This is a genomic window from Psychrobacter sp. 28M-43 (genome assembly GCF_014770435.1).
Taxonomy (GTDB): Bacteria; Pseudomonadota; Gammaproteobacteria; order Pseudomonadales; family Moraxellaceae; genus Psychrobacter.
Genome location: NZ_CP061739.1, coordinates 13,761 through 32,848, shown reverse-complemented (window position 1 = coordinate 32,848; position 19,088 = coordinate 13,761). Strand labels below are relative to the sequence as shown.

Below are 19,088 nucleotides of genomic sequence, written 5' to 3'. Positions count from 1 at the left end.
CAAGGTATCAAGTCTTATGAAAAAGCTGGTTATTCTATTAATCATCATTGCGGTAGCAGTGTATGCAGGCTCGCCTTATTACAGTGCTTATCAGCTCAAAAACGCTTATGACGATAAAGATGGTGCCACTATCGCAGCGGCTATTGATTATGAGCAAGTGCGACCAAGCGTCCAAAACCAGCTAACCAGCCAATTTGCGACGACAATGACTAAGTATCCATTAATTTCTGAATTGGGTGGTGAGCCGTTGACCCAAGCCGCGAATGGTTTTATCGCGCAGGCAGTTGAAGGGGCCATCACCCCGCAGAATATCGAAAAAGTGATTAATACCCAAGGTCAAGCCAATACAGCAACCAAAGAGCTAGCCGCAGCATGGGCCATCGCTAGCAATCAAGTTGACTTGAAAAACCTAATTCAGAGCTTAATTATTCAGCGCGGTGATGTCGATGCCGTGGTCAAAAGCCAAATGCAGCAAGTCATGAAAAAACAAGCTGCCGAACTTGAGCAGCAAGTCGCCCAAGGCAATGACAGCGAGAAGCCAACGCTGAGCTACTGCGGTATTAACTGCTTTAGTATTAGTGGTCAGGTAAAAGGCTATCCTCTCACTATCGAGATGCAGCGTGAAGGGCTTATCAATTGGAAAATCGTTGATATCGTCTTACCATAAATTATTTAAGACAGCTTTTGAGACGCAAAAACCTCTGAATAGAACCAAAAAAAACCGCCTTATGAACTGATTCATAGGGCGGTTTTTCTACTTTGTTTAGCAGTCCAATATCTTAAGTATTTGAACTGTTGAAACACTTAACCATACCAATCAATTATTCAACACCCAAGAATTCTAGAAATTCTGGACTCTCAAAACTCGCCTGATATAGCACGCCATCTTCACGATAGATGGCAGGCGTCGCCATTACCGCAAGTCCAGCTGCTTTTTCACGATTGGGTGTCACATGGTCAACCGTACAACTTGCTGATGCAGGTGTCATTTCACCTGTCAGCATTGCCTTGTCAAATGCCTGACGACGACTGTCTTCATTCGCTTGGCACCAGATACCACGCATCTGCTTCGGTGACGCCTCATATATCGGATAGCCGATGACATTAACCGTCACGCCTTTTGCATTAAGCGAGGGCACTTGCTGATGCAGTCGGCGGCAGTAAGGGCAATTCACATCATCCGCCACATAGATAACGGCTCTCTCAGTAGTGGTTGCTGGATAAGTAATCAGCTGGTTTTTATCCAATGACGCAAACACCGACTGGTTTTTACGTTTTTCAAAGTTCTCATCGAGGCCGATAAATTGACCATTTTCGATGACTGATATTTCACCATCGGTAATGTACTGCGCATCATCTGATAGTAAAAACGGCACGCCTTCTAGCGTTGCTCCCCAGATAACACCCGGTACTGCGGTATAAAAGAATGGCGTTTTAGCGCTCATGTTCTTAAGCGCAGCCATATTTGCTAGCATGTCAGACTTGACACTCGCATTGACAGGTTCGCCTACCTGCGCACTCGTGCTACGTAATGGTGTTTTAGTGACAACTTGCTTACTTGGATTTTTCTGTAGCTCACCCTGTATGACATATCTACCATCTTCAGTGATATGCAAAGGCAACTGCCCAGCCAGATTCACTTGATACATATTGGGCAGTTTGGACGGCACAATAGAAGTAATCTGTGTTTTGATACCTGCTTGGGTCAGTACTTGGCGCAATCGTTTATCGACAGTCGCACTCACTGCTTGATCTGCTTGCGAATTTTGAGTGTTTTGCGTTACGTTATTGCTATTAGCATCCGCTGAACTTGGCTGAGCGCACGCAGTTGTTGCTAATAGTATGACGCTGATTAGGCTAGCGGACTTTAACACAGGTAATGTCACAGAGAGATTCCTATCTGGTTTTTAATAATGGCAGTTTTCAATATTAAGACCAATTCCAAATCTACAACTAACTGAAAGGTAGCAATACATCTTCTGATTAGTCAGATTTTTAGAGTTGGTTTAAGGGTTGTCTGTCATAAAAATATAGATTAAAAAGACTGTAGCATATGGGATAGTTTTGCAAAGCACAAAATGGCTAAAGTCGCAAAACTGCTACTTAGCTTTAAGAGATAGGCAACACAGGTAGGTAGTAGACATAAATACAATATAGCAGACCGCAAAAAGCAGCACACTGGGTAGCGGCTGCTAATGGGTTCAAAACGATAGTTTCAAGACAAATACTAAGGCCAAAGCTTAATAGTTTTAGTGCTTATTTCTTAAAACTTGGCAACTTCTTCTGGCGTTAAGAAACGGCTATCGCCTTTTTCTAGGCCTTCTAGATTGATGTGACCGATACTGGCGCGGTGCAGCTCCGTGACTCGATTACCGAAGTAGCCCATCATACGTTTGACCTGATGGTATTTGCCCTGCTCTAATGTCAGACGCGCATGTTTTTCATCAATGAACTCAAGAATAGCAGGCTTGGTTGGCTCATAGTCACCTTCAAGCAAGATGCCTTCAGCCACTTTCTTCACGGCTTTCTCTTGTGCATCACTATCCATTGCATCTGCCAATGTCAGCTCGTACACCTTTGCATGCTCGTGCTTAGGACTGGTGACACGATGTAGCCAGCCGCCATCATCACTCATGAGCAATGCGCCAGTGGTATCGACATCGAGACGTCCAGCGATACGCAGGCTACCCAATTCTGGTACAGCAATCAGTTCGGTGACAATTGGATACTCTTTAACTTTTAGCGTGCACTCAAAACCTTCAGGCTTGTACAACAAGATATAGCGATTGCCCGCAGCAACCGACAACGGCTCGCCTGCCCACATCACATCATCATTGACGACATCGACATGTAGGCCAGGATCTTTAACCACTTGATCGTTTACGGTGATTTCGCCGGCGTGCATGATTTTTTTTGACTCTTTGCGCGACAGCTCGGTGGCTTTACTAATGAATTTATCTAAACGCATACTATTTACTACCATCGGTTTTATTATACCAGCCCTAAATCAGAAACTAACGACGCCAGCACTCAGCCGTGAGCGGCTCGTTATCTTCGATGGTTAGAAATGGTACTATAATGAAAAATTAAATGAACACTGTGCCCAATACAAAAGCCAGTGAAAGTCAGACCAGTTTAACATATCCAACCTAAGCCTGATGAAATATGAGCTATCAAACGTTAAAACGTGCCGTTACCACGCGACTCGAAATTAAAAAATCTGAGTTTATCGCTTACGCCTATCCGGTGACCTCTCGCGAGCAAGCAATGTTTCACGTGGAACAACTGCGCGAGCAATATGCCGATGCACGGCATTTCTGTTGGGCATACATTATCGGTGATCCAGATAATACCACTAGCGCTGGTTTCGATGATGATGGCGAGCCCAGCGGTACGGCAGGAAGGCCGATATTAAATGTGCTGCAGCATAAGTCGATCGGCAACGTAATTGTCATCGTGGTGCGTTATTTCGGTGGTATCAAATTGGGTGCTGGCGGTCTGACCCGTGCTTATGCAGGCTCTGCCCAAGCGGCCGTCGATGAAATGATACTAAACCCTTATGTACCGATGACCCAGATTCAAATACTGGCAGAGTTTGCGACTGAAGCGCAATGCCGCTATATGTTAGAGAGCCTTGGCGGTCATATCGACGATGTCGCCTATAGCAAGCAAGTAACCTTAACCGCCACACTTGCTGAAGCAGATGTCGAAAATTTAAAAGCGCGACTTGCGATGGATGGTCGAGTATTGGATAAGCCAGAATAATAAAATTTTCTGTTTAACTACTCTCGTCGCAAATTTTGGACAGCTCTCTTTTCAATATGCTTATTTGTTAGATTTTTCAGTAGCTGTTTTCAGTAGCTGTTTTCAGTAATCATGCGTTCACTGAAAATTATTGGTTTTCACGGGTACTGGCGTTATGATAAAAAAACCTTTATCACACTACTCTATTTGTTTTTCCACGATCATTAAATAAGACCAATATATGTCAACTTCAACCAAACCTTTTTCTCCAGCCCCTTTTAAGCCGCCCTTTTGGCTAACCAATCCACACTTGCAAAGCATCTTGCCTAAGTTTTTTGCGCCAAAGGCACCCACCTACCGCCGCGTGGTCGAAAAAGACTCATTGGACGAGAGTGATATTGCCTATGACTTTTATGATGCGCACCCTATAGAAGCATCAAAAGATGGCGAGCTTGAGCAAACCCCATTGATTGTGCTATTCCACGGCATGGAAGGCAGTAGTGACAGTCATTATGCGCGCGCACTAGCGTACCAAATGCACGCGCAAGGCTGGCACTTTGTGGTGGCACATTTCCGTAGTTGCGGTGGTATTCCTGCTAGTGGCACAGTTTTTTATAATGCCGGCGATACGGACGAGGTACATCATGCGCTACAAAACTTGCGTGAGCAGTATGCCAATATCTATGCGGTTGGTGTCTCATTAGGTGGCAATGCACTGGCCAAATACATGGGCGAATATGAGGACAAAGTCCTATGTAAAGGTGCTGTTGTCATCTCCGCGCCAGTCGATATGTCTTCAGCTGCCATTACTATGCACAGCTTCTTGAGTCATCGTATCTATACGCCTTATCTGCTTAACCCAATTATCAAAAAAGCATTGGCAAACGATCTCACGCAGGATGAAATCAACTCTATCAAAGCTGCCAATCGTATCAGTGATTTCGATGATATCTTTACTGCGCCGCGTCACGGATATCGCTCCAAAAACGACTATTACCATACTGCATCCGCCATGCCGTATTTGCGCAATGTCACTCATCCCCTGCTATTAATCAGTGCAAAAGATGATCCTTTCATCGGCTTCACGGCTACGCCAAATGATGTCTCTGAGAGTGTCACTATCTTAGATACTGACCACGGCGGACATATTGGCTATCTGCGTTATCGCTCAGACAATGGTCAGGCCAAAAACAAATCGTCTGTCACCGATGATAAAAAGTCCAAGACTTCAAAATTCGATATCAACTGGATACCTGAAACTGTCAGCGCTTATTTTAATTGGATTGGTGTGGCTTCTACTAGCGAACCTTCTCAAGATGTGGTCTCTGACAATAAATAATCACTGTCATCAATGACAAAATAATAACGCCAACGTTTATAACCTTTTGAGAGTGTTTTATGTACCCATTTATCCGTTATGCTAGTACCATCGCTCATGCTGCTCTAAAAGCAAAAAAGGGCGACACACTGACGTTTAAGGACACCAGTGAGATTCAGTTTCGCTGCCGCTTATCCGATATAGATAATTTTTTGGAGATGAATAACGGCCGCGTATTTACGCTTTATGATTTGGGTCGTATGGACTTTGCGGTACGGACTGGGCTTGGCAAGCAGTTGTTAAAAAAACGCTGGGGCTTGGTCATCGCTGGCAGCACTATTCAATACCGTAAGCGTATTCGTGCCTTTCAAAAAGTCACGCTCAAAACCAAAATCGTCGGTATCGACGCGCGCTGGCTGTATATTGAGCAATCTATGTGGGTCAAAGGACAGCCCTGCTCATCTGGTCTACTGCGTACCGGTGTTACCAAGGGTGGTAGAGTGATCTACACGGCACAAGTACTAGCTGCACTTGGCCAATCTGACTGGGATCTACCGCCAACGGGTTATGTGGCTGAATGGATCAAAAGTGATGCTGATCGTCCGTGGCCGCCTATCGATACAGCTGACTAACTTAACTTTGTAAGCTAGAAATCCATTACTTTTAACTTATTTAACAGATAGTACAAGCAAGCAACCTTATAGCTACTATTTCATAACAACTCATTATATAAATACATATAATAAATGTTAGGATAGGAGTGAGTACATACTCAGACAAAACAAATATAGTCTTATAAGGAGAATAATATGGCTAATACAACAGATTATGTCGGCACGTTATTTGATAATAGTGAATCAAACCCAAGCAAAATTACTTTAGCGTTTACCATGGCAGGCGTGGCACTGAAAAAAGGCCATTCTGCTACTGTGATATTAATGGTGGATGCGGTGCATCTGGCAAAACCAAACGCGCTAGACAATGTAGATATCGGCGATCCGTTTGAGCCAGCTGGTGAGTTACTAGAAGCCTTTATCGAAAAAGGTGGCCAAGTATTGGTCTGCGGCGCTTGTATGAAACACAACGGTGTAGAAGAGTCAGATATCGACAAGCGCTTTGAAGTAATTAGTGGTGATGATGTGGTTGAGCTATTGATGAATGCAAAGGGATCTTTGCAGTTGAATTAAGATATTCATAAATGGTTCATTTGTATAATCCTACGAGATAGTAAAGAAACATCAGATATTCTGGTGTTTCTTTTTTCGTTTAGATTGGCAGAGTACTTATTAATAATATAACGTGAACCCTACCATTGATAATAACGATTTTACCCGTTCGGTATCACAGAGTATGATGAACACTGGTAGTACACACCCTATCTATCGTGACTGCTCATTATCTGACTATTATATTTACAATGTATGCCCGCATCATAGGCTGGGCGTAGCTAACACTATGTAGGACAACCGAATACTATGGCCAACTTCCCCACTATCAGAATACGTACGCGCCGCAAATATTACCGCCTTATCTTTACAGGTCTGATGGCGATGATGATGTCACTGATTATCTCAACAGCCCTGTTGGTAGTCAAACAAGGCTTTATCGACGGATTTTTTATGGAGTTGATGCATTCGTGGGGACTGGCCTTTATGTTTGCGTGGCCAAGTGCGTACATCTGCGCCTATCTAGTACAAGAGCACGTACTGAGTAGAATAGAGTTTTATTGAAATATGCCCTACCGCAGCTAAAATTACTACATAGTGGACATCACTGACTACGCTGATGAATTATCTATACTAGTGTTCTTTATACCGATAGCATCATGGATGTAGGTTAATTAAAGCTCAACCTTATTCTTTAAACAAGCCACTCTATGGTCCAAAGTACCTTCTAACACAGGTTTGATTTGGGCACACTCGCTATCCGCTATTGGACAGCGAGTACGGAATACGCAGCCTGACGGTGGATTGATTGGACTTGGTAAGTCGCCTTCTAATAACTGAATGACCTTATTACGTTCGGCAATAGGATCAGGTAATGGCACCGCTGACATCAGTGCTTGTGTATAGGGATGCGTCGGATTTCCATATACAGCTTCGTTTATACCTAGCTCGACGGCATGTCCTAAATACATAACAAGCACTCTATCCGCGATATGTTTAATCACTGATAGATCATGGGCGATAAAGATAAGCGCCAACCCCATCTCTTGCTGTATGTCTTGCAACAAGTTAATGACTTGCGCTTGAATCGAGACATCAAGAGCCGATACCGGCTCATCACAGATGATGATTTTAGGCTTTAGTATTAGAGCGCGAGCAATTCCAATACGCTGACACTGACCACCAGAAAACTCATGCGGATAGCGGTTAATCTGATTAGATAGTAGCCCAACCTTTTTCATCATTGTACGTACTTCATCTTGTACGTCAGATTTTTTCATTTCTGGATAGTAGGTACGCAGTGGTTCTGCGATGATATCGCCTACCGTCATGCGTGGGTTAAGCGACGCTAGCGGATCTTGGAATATCATTTGAATATCTTTGCGCTTTATTCTCATGGTTTTCTTAGAGGCGCCTACTATCTCTTCATCACCAAACTTTATGCTGCCAGCATTGGCTCTCACTAAGCCGATAATCGTTCTTGCCAGCGTCGATTTACCGCAGCCCGACTCACCTACCACACCCAAAGTCTCGCCAGCGAATAGCTCAAACGAGACACCATTGACAGCCTTTAAGGTGTCAGGCTTGTGCCAAAAGTACGTCCCTTTTTGTTTGATATTAAACGTCGTATGCACATCCTGCACTTGTAGTAGTGGAGCTTGGCTTTCTTTGACTATGCCTATATTAGATAATGTCATGTCCTAGCCCTCCAATGTCGATAGGTTATTGATATTAGTCTTAGGGTCAGTATCTGTTGCCATACCCTTGGTAACGTCTCCTGCATCATCAATCTGCATCTCAGGATGCCAATAGCAAGCACGTTGACGCTCATTTGGTAAAAACTCAAGCGGCGGTGGTACATCACGGCAGATATCCATGGCATGCGTACAACGTTCATGAAAAGGACAGCCAGTCGGTAGATTCAGTAGATTGGGCGGACTGCCAGGAATGGTTTCAAGCTTACCTTTATCATCATCAAGACGCGGAATAGCTTTTAATAGCCCGATAGTATAAGGATGCGTCGGTGTATAAAAAATCTCTTCCGTCTCGCCATATGCCATGGTGCGACCAGCGTACATCACAAGTACTCGATCACAGATACCAGCCACCACACCCAAGTCGTGAGTAATCATAATAATAGTGGTACCAAAGTCACGCTTTAGCTCATTTAACAGCACCATAATCTGTGCTTGGACGGTCACATCAAGTGCTGTCGTTGGCTCATCGGCAATCAGTAATTTAGGGCGACAGAGCAGCGCCATCGCAATCATTACCCGTTGGCGCATACCTCCTGAAAACTCATGCGGATACATACCAATCCGTTTTTTTGCCTCAGGAATTTTGACCGCATCTAACATACATATCGACTCCGCCCACGCATCTTTTTTGCTCATACCCTTATGCAGAATCAACACCTCAGCAAGCTGATCGCCTATTTTCATATAAGGATTGAGTGAGGTCATCGGATCTTGAAAGATCATAGCGATTTGCTCAGCACGAATCTTATTCAATGCTTTTTGCGATAAACCTAATAGCTCATTGCCTTCAAATTTTACTGAGCCTTTGGTTCGGCCGTTCTTTGCCAGCAAACCCATGATAGCGAACGCCGTCTGTGACTTGCCAGAGCCTGACTCACCAACGATACCCAACGTCTCACCATCATGCAGATTAAAGTTCAAACCATTCACTGCGGTTACAAGTCCATCTTCGGTTTTAAATTGCACAGATAAATCTTTAACCGCTAATAAGCTGCTTTCTTGACTGACTTGTTTAGCCTGATGGGCTTGGGTATTGAGCACTGAGTCAGCGCCCACTTTACGAACAGTAGAGTCTATTTTCTCAGGTGCGCTATTGCTATCTTGCATTGACATGATGTTGTTCTCCTAGCGAGCTTGAGTCTAGCGGTCTTTGGGGTCAAACGCATCACGCAGACCATCGCCAATAAAGTTAAAGCAAAATAAAGTAATGACTAAGAAAGCCGAGGGAATCAAAATCTGCCAAGGAGCGACTTGCATCGTTTGCGAGCCTTCCTGTAGTAGCGCACCCCAGCTGGTCATTGGCTCTTGTACACCAAGCCCTAAAAAGCTCAAAAATGACTCAAATAAAATCATCGTCGGTACTAGTAATGAGGCATAAACCACCACCACGCCAAGCACGTTGGGCACGATATGACGCAGGATAATGTTAAACCCTGACACCCCACCAACGTGCGCCGCTTCTATAAACTCTTTACTCTTCAGGCTCAGCGTCTGACCACGGACGATACGAGCGACATCCAGCCAAGAGACTAAGCCGATAGCGACGAAAATTAAAATAAGGTTACGACCAAATATCGTCACTAGCAAAATCACAAAGAACATAAATGGAAAGGCGCTTAGAATCTCCAAAAAGCGCATCATAATCATATCTACTTTGCCGCCTAGATAGCCTGACGTTGCGCCATACACCGTACCAACCAATACCGCCACCGTTGCACCAGCGATACCTACCAATAGTGATATTCGCCCGCCGACTGCTGTACGCACGAGTAAATCACGACCGAGTGAGTCCGTACCGAAATAGTGCTTGTTTTCAATCGACGGTGCAGATTGCATAAAGTTCCAATCAGTCTCTGCATAACCAAAAGGTGCTAGCATGGGCACAAAGATGACAAACATACCGACGAGTAATAGGATAAAAAAGCTCGTCACTGCCGCTTTGTTTTGATAAAAGCGGCGCCATGCATCTTGCCAAAGGCTACGGCCTTTTATCACTTTAATAGGCAGTTCCATAAGCTCGGTTGGCTGGTCTACGGTCAGGCTCATAGTCGTCCTTTTACTCATTTAATTGAGAATCTGATATGTATTTTTAAGTGATAATTAGCATTTATACGGTGTGCTTTAAGTGGCCATTAATACCAATATCAATACTGGATTTTTGGATCAATAATGGCGTATAAAATATCGACGATGGCGTTAAAGGCAATCGTCAATACACCAACCAAAATGGTCAAACTAAGCACAACACCATAATCGCGATTCAGCGCACCATTCACAAATAACTGCCCGATACCTGGTAAACCAAAAATAGTCTCGATCACGATAGAGCCAGTGATAATGCCGACGAATGCAGGACCAAGATAAGAAATCACAGGTAGTAATGCTGGTCTGAGCGCATGTTTCATCACGATTCGACGCATTGGCAACCCTTTAGACTTTGCCGTACGGATATACTGACTATTCATCACCTCAATCATCGAGCCACGCATGATACGTGCAATACTAGCGACGTAAGCCAATGCTAAAGCTGTAACGGGCAGTATCAGGTTTCGCACTGCTCCATCATTCCAGCCACCAGCTGGCAGCCACTGTAAAAGAATCGCAAACACCAATACCAATAAGGGGGCTTTTACAAAGCTTGGAATCACGACACCCGTCATGGCAAACGCCATCAGAATATAATCCATCCAAGAGTTTTGCTTGAGCGCAGCTATCACCCCAAGAATAAGCCCCAACACCAGTGCTAATATAAAAGCATACAAGCCAAGTTCCATTGATACCGGAAACGACTGCGATAACAATTCATTGACTGTATAGTCTTTATACTTAAAGGATGGTCCGAAATCGCCTAGAGCCAGCTGCTTTAGATAATTAACATATTGCAGCCACATAGGATCATTGAGATTGTATTTGGCTTCGATATTGGCCAATACTGCTGGCGACAAACTACGCTCACTAGTAAAAGGACTGCCCGGTGCCAAACGCATCATAAAAAAAGACACGGTTATCAAAACAAACATGGTCGGAATGGCTTCTAAAATCCGCCGAAAAATAAGCTTTAGCATAATGCCTCTTTATAAGGTTACCTGTACAACAACGCTTGATTTCAAAATGCTCGTTTTGAGTATTTACGCCACTTTCAGACTTTCTCTGGTCCATAGCAGACGGACGCTATCAATCGGAATTACTCCTTTTCATAGCGCCTGCTGATAAGACTATTGGATGTCATTCTTTGATGATCAGTGCTTGGCGATAGAGATATCTTTACCTTGCCAGTTGTCTAGAGGATCTTTCGTTGAAAAGCCGATGACGTAAGGTTTTACCAAACGAGGGCTGACATAGTGATAGATATTAAGTAACCCCATATCCTGATCTAACTGTGCTTCCGCTTTTTGATACAAGCTTGCACGTTGCTCAGGCGTGACGCCCGCTTTTAACGTTTGAGCCATTAAGCTATCAAAATTGGCATTGGCGTACTTACCGTAGTTACCGCTATTGTCAGATTTGGCAATATTCAAAAATGCTGAAGGTTCGTTGTAGTCGGCACACCAACCAGCACGAGCGATTTGATAGTTACCGTTTCGGCGTGTATCAAGATAGGTTTTCCATTCTTTATTGGTCAAGGTTACATCGACGAAACCGAGCGCTTGTTTCCATAACGAAGTGGCGGCAACTGCGACCTTTTTATGATTGTCATTGGTGTTGTAAAGCAGCTCAAAGGAGAGCGGATTACTCTCGTTGTAACCAGCTTCATTTAGTAGTTTTTTGGCTTCAGCAATACGCTTCTCTTTATCCCACGTGGACCATTCTGGTTTGTTTTCCACTTTGCCATTAGCTGCTATAGGTGTGAGCTGATAAGCCGCTGTTTGGCCTTGTCCAATAACCTTATCGGCAATGGTGTCACGATCTAGTGACAAGGCTAAGGCACGACGTACTTTAGGGTTGTCGAAAGGAGGTTTGACGGTATTGAACTCGTAATAATAGGTACAGAGATAAGGTGAAACTCTGAGCTCATCACCATTTTTCTCTTTCAAAGAAGCAAACTGCTCGGTTGGAATTTCATTATAAGTGACATCCACTTCACCAGCCTGATAGCGTGCTACATCGGTTGTGCTAGAAGGAATAGGTAGCATCGTGATTGTATCAAGCGTTGTATTGGCATCGTCATAATAAGAGGTATTACGTGTCAAAACGAGCTCATCGTTAATCTGCCATTTACTGACTTTATAAGGGCCGTTGACGACGATATTGGCAGGATCCGTCCATTTATCACCAAATGCTTCGATTGTTTTTTGATGCACAGGTTTGACGGAATTATGAATAAGCATATCTGGAAAATAAGGCACTGGCTCTGACAAAGTGACCTGCAGAGTTTTGTCATCGATTGCCTTTACTCCAAGCGTATCTATACCTGCAGCACCTTCAACGATTTTATCAGCACCAACTACTTTAGCATCAACCAAATAGCTTGAATAAGGCGACGCTGTATTTGGATCGACTAGGCGGCGCATGCTATAGACAAAGTCTTGCGCAGTAACCGGATCGCCATTTGACCACTTGGCATCACGTAATTTGAAAGTCCATACTTTGTTATCCGGACTCTCCCACTCAGTTGCGATTCCTGGGATGGTTTTACCGTCTGCATCGGTATTGGTTAGCCCTTCAAATAATTGACGACCAATATTAGACTCAGGTACACCAGACACTTTATGTGGATCAAGCGATTCAGGCTCTGTTCCATTATTAATGACCAGCTCTTGAGTATCCGCTAGTACGTTTGGATCAATATTGGCTGACGAATTGGTACTACTAGTGGCCGCATTATCACTACACCCTGTCATAAACATGGCAAGTACAAGAGAAGTCGGTAAAAATACAGCAGTACGAAGGGAGACAGAATTGCGGGTCATATGGCGTCCTAGCAGGCAGGTGGCGATCAGATTAACTAATCTAGTAGTAAATCCATTTACAGTTAATATATCGTTTTCATATGCATTATTTACGTCGTTAAAGGCCATAATTTGACCAGTAACTTTGTAATCATCATAATTATCTGGATTGTTTGTAGTGGCTGTCTAGATGACTACCATCTGTTCATAATGTGTGTTAGAAAACTATTGGTAATAGTAATAGTAAAAAAAGTTATCAATGTCAACAATTTTTCAGTTCATAGAAAAAACGTGAATTTAGTCAAACATCTGCATATACTATTAATGAGTAAAAATGAACAAAAAACATACTAATTTACGGAATTCTACAAAGATTTAACCGATTTTTTTATAAAAAACCCATCACTCGTCAAAATGCTACTCATATGTTATAAATTGTATCTGACATATGTTTGACATTTTATAGTGCTTACGAACTAATACTTGGAATCGTATTCTATTATTAAGCTTAAGACATTTGATAATTTAGATAATCATATGGAAGACCATTCATGTGATACGTTCTAGTGCGACCTTGAGTAGCACGGTGATTAATTAAGATATTCGCTATAATTCATTGAGTCATGTCACCAATGATTTTTATTTTTAGTTTCTCTCTAAAAAGCCCTATTCATTAGAGAATCCTGCTGAATCCCACAAATCAAATAACATGAACAGCTCTACATCAGTGTGAGCAGTAACACAAAGAATATTACCGATGTAAGCCAAGCTTTCTATAACAAAATCCCGTTAGCGCAAATGTATCCGACTCCTAGACGACCAGTCTATTTTTAAGTATAGTGTCTTTGTTAGTCGATAACCTCTAAGCATCATTATCATGGTATCGTTTCTACTAGAAGAAAAAATACATCGATGAATGATCTCAATGACATGATGTTTATAGTCGGTTATTCATACACTTATACGTAAATTAAATCATAAATAGATAAAGGAAATCATCATGCGTAGTGCTATTCATAACAGCTTTGGCAAACCTTCTGACGTATTGAGCGTTGGCGACAGCCCCATGCCACAGCCAGCAGCCAACGAAGTCCGTATCAAAACCATCCTCTCCCCTATTCACAACCATGACTTGCTAACGGTAAGTGGTCAATATGGCTATAAGCCTGAGATGCCAGCCATCGGTGGTAGTGAAGCGCTAGGTATTATCGATGCCGTGGGCGATGATGTGACAGAGTTCAGTGTTGGCCAGCGTGTGGCGTGTGCCAGTGTGCATGAAACGTGGGCAGAGTATTTTGTCGCCCCTGCCAGTATGGTATTTAACATGCCTGATAGTATCGAAGACGAGTTGGCTGCCCAGCTGATTGCGATGCCGTTATCTGCCCTAATGCTATTAGAGTTCCTAGAAGTAGATAAAGGTCAATGGATTATTCATAACGCGGCAAACGGCGCTGTCGGTAAAACCCTTGCCATGCTAGCAGCAGCACGCGGTGTAAATACGATCAACCTTGTACGTAGTAAAGATGCGATGGAAGAGCTGACCTCCCTCGGTATCAAAAACAATGTCGTCACTGCTGATGACGACTGGAAAGACCAAGTTCGCGCTATCATTGGTGATGATAAGATTACAGCAGCCGTCGATTCAGTCGGTGGTGAGTCGAGCAACGAGCTACTATCATTACTTGGCAGCAAAGGCACGCTGGTCTCATTTGGTATCATGTCAGGCAAGCCAATGGCATTAGACGCTGGTAGCTTGATCTTTAAGCAAGCCGTTGTAAAAGGCTTCTGGGGTAGCAAAACCAGTCAAGAAATGGATCTAGAAAACAAACAACGTCTAATCGATGAGCTACTAGAGCGCGCTTCGAACGGCGACCTAAAGCTACCTATCGAAGCTATCTATAGTCTGGACGACATCACGACTGCCGTCTCTGGAAAAGTACAATCAAGCAAAAAAGGTAAAGTTATTCTAAAGCCTTAAGCAATACTCTAACCTTGCATTGATTGTCATTAAAGGCATCATAAATATGAAAAGTCCATCTGTATTACTCGTTAGATAATACTATGGGCTTTTTTATTTTAACCATGCTGTTGTCATGATTATTTCAAAGTAATTAGTTTCATAAGCAATTGCCTATCAACCCAAATAATAATATTTAATAAGGATATAACCATGTCAAACGATACAACATTCAAAGCATTAGTCGTTGAAGAAACCAGCGATGGTGAATTCAAAAAAAGCATCCAACAGCGCAAAGTCAGTGACTTGCCAGAGAATGACTTGCTCATCGAAGTGCATTATTCATCGTTAAACTTTAAAGATGCGATGTCAGCCACTGGTAATAAACGAATCACCAAACAGTACCCGCATACCCCTGGTATCGATGCAGCAGGCGTCGTCGTCAGTGACAAATCAGGCACGTTTACTGTAGGGCAAGAAGTATTGGTATTCGGCTATGATCTCGGTATGGATACCGATGGTGGTCTCGGTCAGATGATCTCAATCCCAGCAGATTGGGCACTGGCTTGTCCAGAAACACTCACGCTAAAAGAAGCGATGACCTATGGTACAGGCGGCTTAACCGCAGCGCTAAGTGTGCAAAAGCTAGAAAAAATGGGCGCAAAACCAAGTGATGGCCCAGTCGCTGTAACAGGCGCAACAGGTGGCGTCGGTACGATCAGTATTGCTATCTTAAAGCAGCTCGGCTATGACGTAATTGCATTCTCAGGTAAACCAGAGCAAAGCGAACATCTAAAAGAGCTTGGCGCGAGCGAAGTACGTCATCGCGATACCATCAATGAAATCGGTAATAAGCCTGTCGGCCGTGAGCTATGGGCCAATGCTATTGATACCATTGGCGGCGACTACTTACCCAACCTGCTCAAGCAAACCAAATCTGGCGGTGCGGTAACCAGTTGTGGCCTAGCAAGCGGCGCTGATTTTTCGATGTCGGTGATACCTTTTATCACCCGTGCGGTATCTTTACTGGGTATCGACTCGGTTTATATTCCGCTGGCTGATAAAGAAGCCATTTGGAAACGTGTCGCCACTGATATGAAACTCCCTAATCTTGAGAGTTATGGTGAAGAGATTACGCTAGAGCAAACGCCAGAATACTTAGATCGCTTTATGTCGAGCAAAGTAGTTGGGCGTTATGTGGTGAATGTGAAGGGTTAGTTTTTTAAGAGCTAGTCTTATAAATAAAAGGCAGCATCTCTTTTGAGGTGCTGCTTTTTTTAGGTTTCAGAAACAGCCTTATTCATACTTAAATTATTTAAAATAAGTTGTATAACGTCTTAGAACCCAACCTTGCTCTAATTCACCATTAATTTCGACTTCTACAAGAAGCCACGAGCGTTCAGATTTGTTTAAAACCCTTACAGTAGTACCAATCGGTAAAGAATCAATCACGTTAGAATTCATACTAGGTCTATCGCGAAAATTAAGTAAATTAACCATAACAAATCGATGACCTTTTAATGCTTTACGGTCAAACGTAGTATGTGAAGATCTTGTAAATGACCTTATTTCCTGCTTAGTTTCCATTACTTTTAACTCTTCTTTAGCCTGAAGAATATTCGACATATTTAAAAATAAATAGCCAAAAAATAATGGTAGTAGATAATAATGGTAAATATAAGATAAATATTTCTTATCCTGATCTGAATATAAACTAAAACCCTTTCCTGATTTGATTTCATCACTTAAATCAGACTCAATTTCAGATATCGGTTTTTCTGTAAATCTCGTTATATCTCCTTGCGTTAAATTAATGCTTACAACTTCTTCAAACTGAAAATTATTTAGTTCAAATATTGATTGAAAATACTCAAGATTGCGTAACGAATTAAACTGCTCAAAAACATCCGAGTATTTTGATAATGTGGAAGTAGCTAAAACTACTTGCGATTGTAGCTCTCTTGCAAGTTTAAAAGATTCACTTGCTTCAAATGAGGTACGCACTGCATCAAAAGTGCTTCTATATGGTTCTAACGAATCCCTGATTAGATTTACTGATGACATCATATTTTCATATATACTAGTTCCTCCTGTACTTTGTATCAGGCTCTCTCTCTCAGACATGAGACTATTATTGTAGGCACCCATCCCCTTTTTCATTTCAAGAAAATTATCTTGCACGGCCATTGCTTCTGGAACTCTCAACTGAGCACTCATTGCTACTGCAATATGGTCTACAACATTGCTGGAAGCCAAATCTACTGGTTGAACAGCTTTTCTTGCAATATCCGCAATATTTACAGCTGGGTTAAGATGCTCATACTGGTTTGCTATCCCTTGTATACTGTTTAATTTTTCGAGCTGGTAGGATAACGGGTTCATTTGACTCTGAACTTTATCGAACATTTCTAACATTGATGGTAGTTTGTATTCTTTTCTAGGTTCTTCATCCATTTCCGAATTCCTTTTATTGAACCGTTTTTAATTGTCCAAAATCAATTCCAAAGATAGCATAATAGTTAGTGAGATAGAGCACTAACATTTACTTGTCTTCTACTTCTTTGGATAACAAAAAAAACACCCAACCAAGTTGAGTGTTTTTTTTATTACTATATTGAAATAATCAGATTTTTGGCTTGATGTTATTCCCACTCAATCGTTGCAGGTGGCTTGCTCGACACATCATAAGTCACGCGTGATACTTCAGCGATTTCATTCATAATGCGGTTCGATACAGTCTCGATCAAATCATACGGCAGATGCGCAAAACGAGCGGTCATAAAGTCTACCGTCTCAACCGCACGTAGCGCGATTACCCACGCATAGCGGCGGCCATCGCCGACCACGCCGACAGATTTGATTGGTTGGAATACGGCAAATGCTTGTGCCGTCTTGTCATACCAGCCTGAGCGCTCAAGCTCTTGCATAAAGATAGCATCAGCCAAACGCAGAATATCAGCATATTCTTTTTTGACTTCGCCAAGGATGCGTACGCCCAAACCTGGACCTGGGAACGGATGACGATAGATCATTTTGGCAGGTAGGCCCAAGGTAATACCAAGCTTGCGCACTTCGTCTTTAAACAAATCACGTAACGGCTCAATCAGTTTAAATGCCAAATCATCTGGCAAACCGCCTACGTTATGATGGCTCTTAATCACATGCGCTTTGCCTTGATGCGACTTAGCAGATTCGATAACGTCTGGGTAAATCGTACCCTGTGCCAAAAACTCAACGACTTTACCATCGCTCTGCTCACTCACTTGACGCGCGCTATCAGCGAATACGTCGATGAATGTCTTGCCGATGATTTTACGTTTCTTCTCTGGGTCAGACTCGCCTGCTAGCGCATCTAAAAACAAGTCTTCGGCATCGACGCGGATGACTTTCACACCCATGTTTTCTGCAAAGATTTGCATGACTTGGTCGCCTTCATGCAAACGCAATAGACCGTTATCAACGAACACACAAGTCAGCTGATCGCCGATTGCTTTGTGCAATAGCGCGGCAACGACTGAACTATCAACACCGCCCGATAGACCTAGTAATACTTGCTTGTCACCGATTTGCTCTTTTAACTGTGCGATACGCATATCAGCGATATTGTCTGGCGTCCACTCACCTGCACATTCACAGATTTGATGCACGAAACGACCAAGCAGCGCTTGACCTTGTAACGTATGCGTGACCTCTGGGTGGAACTGTAGGCCGTAGTATTGCTTATCATCATTGGCCATAATCGCGATTGGACAGCTTGGCGTACTAGCAATGATGTCGAAGCCTTCAGGTACTTCGATGACCTTGTCACCATGACTCATCCAAACGTTTAGCTTGGCAGCCGCGCCGTCAGTCTTGCTGTCTTCGATACCGTCAGTCAGCTGCGAGTGACCATTTACTTCGATAGTCGCCGCGCCAAACTCATGAATATCACTGGCATGAACTTGCCCGCCGAAACGATCTGCCATTGCTTGCATACCGTAGCAGATACCTAGTACTGGCACGCCTAGATCAAATACCGCATCGTTGATACGTGGGCTGTTTTCTGCGTGGACGCTCTCAGGGCCACCTGACAAGATGACGCCTTTTGCGCCAAAATCGATGATGCGCTGAGTGTCGATATCATAAGGGAACATCTCACAAAACACCCCAGAATCGCGCACACGGCGAGCGATTAACTGGCTATATTGCGAGCCAAAATCGAGGATTAAGATGCGATCTTCTTTGATTGCAGGAGTGGCAGCAGCAGTGGTCATAAAT

The 19,088-nt window shown here is 43.2% G+C and carries 17 protein-coding genes; 8 read left to right on the top strand and 9 right to left on the bottom strand.

Going from position 1 to position 19,088, the window contains the following annotated elements:
• Positions 1–16: 16 nt before the first annotated feature.
• Positions 17–667 carry a DUF2939 domain-containing protein gene (locus IEE84_RS00135; RefSeq protein ID WP_191114469.1) on the top strand — a complete coding sequence of 217 codons (651 nt, stop codon included), beginning with the start codon at positions 17–19 and terminating at the stop codon, positions 665–667.
• Positions 668–821: 154 nt separating this feature from the next.
• Here the strand turns inward: IEE84_RS00135 and IEE84_RS00130 are convergent, their stop codons facing one another.
• Entirely contained in the window at positions 822–1,886 is a 1,065-nt protein-coding gene (locus IEE84_RS00130) for a disulfide isomerase DsbC N-terminal domain-containing protein (protein ID WP_191114468.1), read from the bottom strand.
• A 377-nt stretch (positions 1,887–2,263) separates the two neighbouring features.
• On the bottom strand, positions 2,264–2,968 hold the full coding sequence (locus IEE84_RS00125; protein ID WP_102091327.1) for a pseudouridine synthase: 705 nt from the start codon (positions 2,966–2,968) through the stop codon (positions 2,264–2,266).
• 197 nt (positions 2,969–3,165) lie between these two features.
• Here IEE84_RS00125 and IEE84_RS00120 point away from each other — a divergent pair, with 197 nt between their 5' ends.
• The 5 genes from IEE84_RS00120 to IEE84_RS00100 all read left to right on the top strand — a co-directional run bounded on the left by IEE84_RS00120 (position 3,166) and on the right by IEE84_RS00100 (position 6,792).
• Positions 3,166–3,765, top strand: a complete 600-nt coding sequence (locus IEE84_RS00120) for a YigZ family protein (RefSeq protein ID WP_191114467.1) — start codon at positions 3,166–3,168, stop codon at positions 3,763–3,765.
• Between the two features lie 220 nt (positions 3,766–3,985).
• Positions 3,986–5,083, top strand: coding sequence for a YheT family hydrolase (locus IEE84_RS00115; RefSeq protein WP_191114466.1), 1,098 nt, complete (start codon positions 3,986–3,988; stop codon positions 5,081–5,083).
• Between the two features lie 59 nt (positions 5,084–5,142).
• A complete protein-coding gene (locus tag IEE84_RS00110) occupies positions 5,143–5,694 on the top strand; it encodes an acyl-CoA thioesterase (RefSeq protein WP_191114465.1) in 552 nt (183 codons plus the stop codon).
• 177 nt (positions 5,695–5,871) lie between these two features.
• On the top strand, positions 5,872–6,249 hold the full coding sequence (locus IEE84_RS00105; protein WP_102078217.1) for a DsrE family protein: 378 nt from the start codon (positions 5,872–5,874) through the stop codon (positions 6,247–6,249).
• Positions 6,250–6,537: 288 nt separating this feature from the next.
• Positions 6,538–6,792 carry a DUF2798 domain-containing protein gene (locus IEE84_RS00100; RefSeq protein WP_102078218.1) on the top strand — a complete coding sequence of 85 codons (255 nt, stop codon included), beginning with the start codon at positions 6,538–6,540 and terminating at the stop codon, positions 6,790–6,792.
• A gap of 110 nt (positions 6,793–6,902) precedes the next feature.
• On the opposite strand, the gene oppF is transcribed toward IEE84_RS00100, so the two are convergent.
• From oppF to IEE84_RS00075, 5 genes are all read right to left on the bottom strand, one after another.
• Positions 6,903–7,925, bottom strand: a complete 1,023-nt coding sequence (gene oppF, locus IEE84_RS00095) for a murein tripeptide/oligopeptide ABC transporter ATP binding protein OppF (protein WP_191114464.1) — start codon at positions 7,923–7,925, stop codon at positions 6,903–6,905.
• A 3-nt stretch (positions 7,926–7,928) separates the two neighbouring features.
• Positions 7,929–9,098, bottom strand: coding sequence for an oligopeptide ABC transporter ATP-binding protein OppD (oppD, locus tag IEE84_RS00090; protein ID WP_191114463.1), 1,170 nt, complete (start codon positions 9,096–9,098; stop codon positions 7,929–7,931).
• Between the two features lie 27 nt (positions 9,099–9,125).
• A complete protein-coding gene (gene oppC / locus IEE84_RS00085) occupies positions 9,126–10,031 on the bottom strand; it encodes an oligopeptide ABC transporter permease OppC (RefSeq protein ID WP_224737796.1) in 906 nt (301 codons plus the stop codon).
• A gap of 98 nt (positions 10,032–10,129) precedes the next feature.
• Positions 10,130–11,050: an oligopeptide ABC transporter permease OppB gene (oppB, locus tag IEE84_RS00080; protein ID WP_191114461.1), complete on the bottom strand. Its 921-nt coding sequence runs from the start codon at positions 11,048–11,050 to the stop codon at positions 10,130–10,132.
• 174 nt (positions 11,051–11,224) lie between these two features.
• Positions 11,225–12,895, bottom strand: coding sequence for an ABC transporter substrate-binding protein (locus IEE84_RS00075; protein WP_191114460.1), 1,671 nt, complete (start codon positions 12,893–12,895; stop codon positions 11,225–11,227).
• Between the two features lie 979 nt (positions 12,896–13,874).
• Here IEE84_RS00075 and IEE84_RS00070 point away from each other — a divergent pair.
• Together IEE84_RS00070 and IEE84_RS00065 are read left to right on the top strand one after the other, a co-directional pair.
• Positions 13,875–14,852: a zinc-binding dehydrogenase gene (locus IEE84_RS00070; RefSeq protein ID WP_191114459.1), complete on the top strand. Its 978-nt coding sequence runs from the start codon at positions 13,875–13,877 to the stop codon at positions 14,850–14,852.
• A 192-nt stretch (positions 14,853–15,044) separates the two neighbouring features.
• The gene (locus IEE84_RS00065; RefSeq protein WP_191114458.1) at positions 15,045–16,049 is read left to right on the top strand and encodes a YhdH/YhfP family quinone oxidoreductase; all 1,005 of its coding nucleotides are present in this window, start codon (positions 15,045–15,047) and stop codon (positions 16,047–16,049) included.
• A 93-nt stretch (positions 16,050–16,142) separates the two neighbouring features.
• Here the strand turns inward: IEE84_RS00065 and IEE84_RS00060 are convergent, their stop codons facing one another.
• Both IEE84_RS00060 and guaA read right to left on the bottom strand, forming a co-directional pair.
• Positions 16,143–17,285: an SH3 domain-containing protein gene (locus IEE84_RS00060; protein WP_191114457.1), complete on the bottom strand. Its 1,143-nt coding sequence runs from the start codon at positions 17,283–17,285 to the stop codon at positions 16,143–16,145.
• Between the two features lie 188 nt (positions 17,286–17,473).
• Positions 17,474–19,084, bottom strand: a complete 1,611-nt coding sequence (guaA, locus tag IEE84_RS00055; RefSeq protein WP_057757585.1) for a glutamine-hydrolyzing GMP synthase — start codon at positions 19,082–19,084, stop codon at positions 17,474–17,476.
• Positions 19,085–19,088: the final 4 nt, after the last annotated feature.

Bases quoted from the DNA above. Each gene is read 5' to 3' on its own strand.
- IEE84_RS00135 (WP_191114469.1), top strand. From the start codon at position 17: ATGAAAAAGCTGGTTATTCTATTAATCATCATTGCGGTAGCAGTGTAT.
- IEE84_RS00125 (WP_102091327.1), bottom strand. From the start codon at position 2,968: ATGCGTTTAGATAAATTCATTAGTAAAGCCACCGAGCTGTCGCGCAAA.
- IEE84_RS00120 (WP_191114467.1), top strand. From the start codon at position 3,166: ATGAGCTATCAAACGTTAAAACGTGCCGTTACCACGCGACTCGAAATT.
- IEE84_RS00115 (WP_191114466.1), top strand. From the start codon at position 3,986: ATGTCAACTTCAACCAAACCTTTTTCTCCAGCCCCTTTTAAGCCGCCC.
- IEE84_RS00110 (WP_191114465.1), top strand. From the start codon at position 5,143: ATGTACCCATTTATCCGTTATGCTAGTACCATCGCTCATGCTGCTCTA.
- IEE84_RS00105 (WP_102078217.1), top strand. From the start codon at position 5,872: ATGGCTAATACAACAGATTATGTCGGCACGTTATTTGATAATAGTGAA.
- IEE84_RS00100 (WP_102078218.1), top strand. From the start codon at position 6,538: ATGGCCAACTTCCCCACTATCAGAATACGTACGCGCCGCAAATATTAC.
- oppF (WP_191114464.1), bottom strand. From the start codon at position 7,925: ATGACATTATCTAATATAGGCATAGTCAAAGAAAGCCAAGCTCCACTA.
- oppD (WP_191114463.1), bottom strand. From the start codon at position 9,098: ATGTCAATGCAAGATAGCAATAGCGCACCTGAGAAAATAGACTCTACT.
- oppC (WP_224737796.1), bottom strand. From the start codon at position 10,031: ATGAGCCTGACCGTAGACCAGCCAACCGAGCTTATGGAACTGCCTATT.
- oppB (WP_191114461.1), bottom strand. From the start codon at position 11,050: ATGCTAAAGCTTATTTTTCGGCGGATTTTAGAAGCCATTCCGACCATG.
- IEE84_RS00075 (WP_191114460.1), bottom strand. From the start codon at position 12,895: ATGACCCGCAATTCTGTCTCCCTTCGTACTGCTGTATTTTTACCGACT.
- IEE84_RS00070 (WP_191114459.1), top strand. From the start codon at position 13,875: ATGCGTAGTGCTATTCATAACAGCTTTGGCAAACCTTCTGACGTATTG.
- IEE84_RS00065 (WP_191114458.1), top strand. From the start codon at position 15,045: ATGTCAAACGATACAACATTCAAAGCATTAGTCGTTGAAGAAACCAGC.
- IEE84_RS00060 (WP_191114457.1), bottom strand. From the start codon at position 17,285: ATGGATGAAGAACCTAGAAAAGAATACAAACTACCATCAATGTTAGAA.
- guaA (WP_057757585.1), bottom strand. From the start codon at position 19,084: ATGACCACTGCTGCTGCCACTCCTGCAATCAAAGAAGATCGCATCTTA.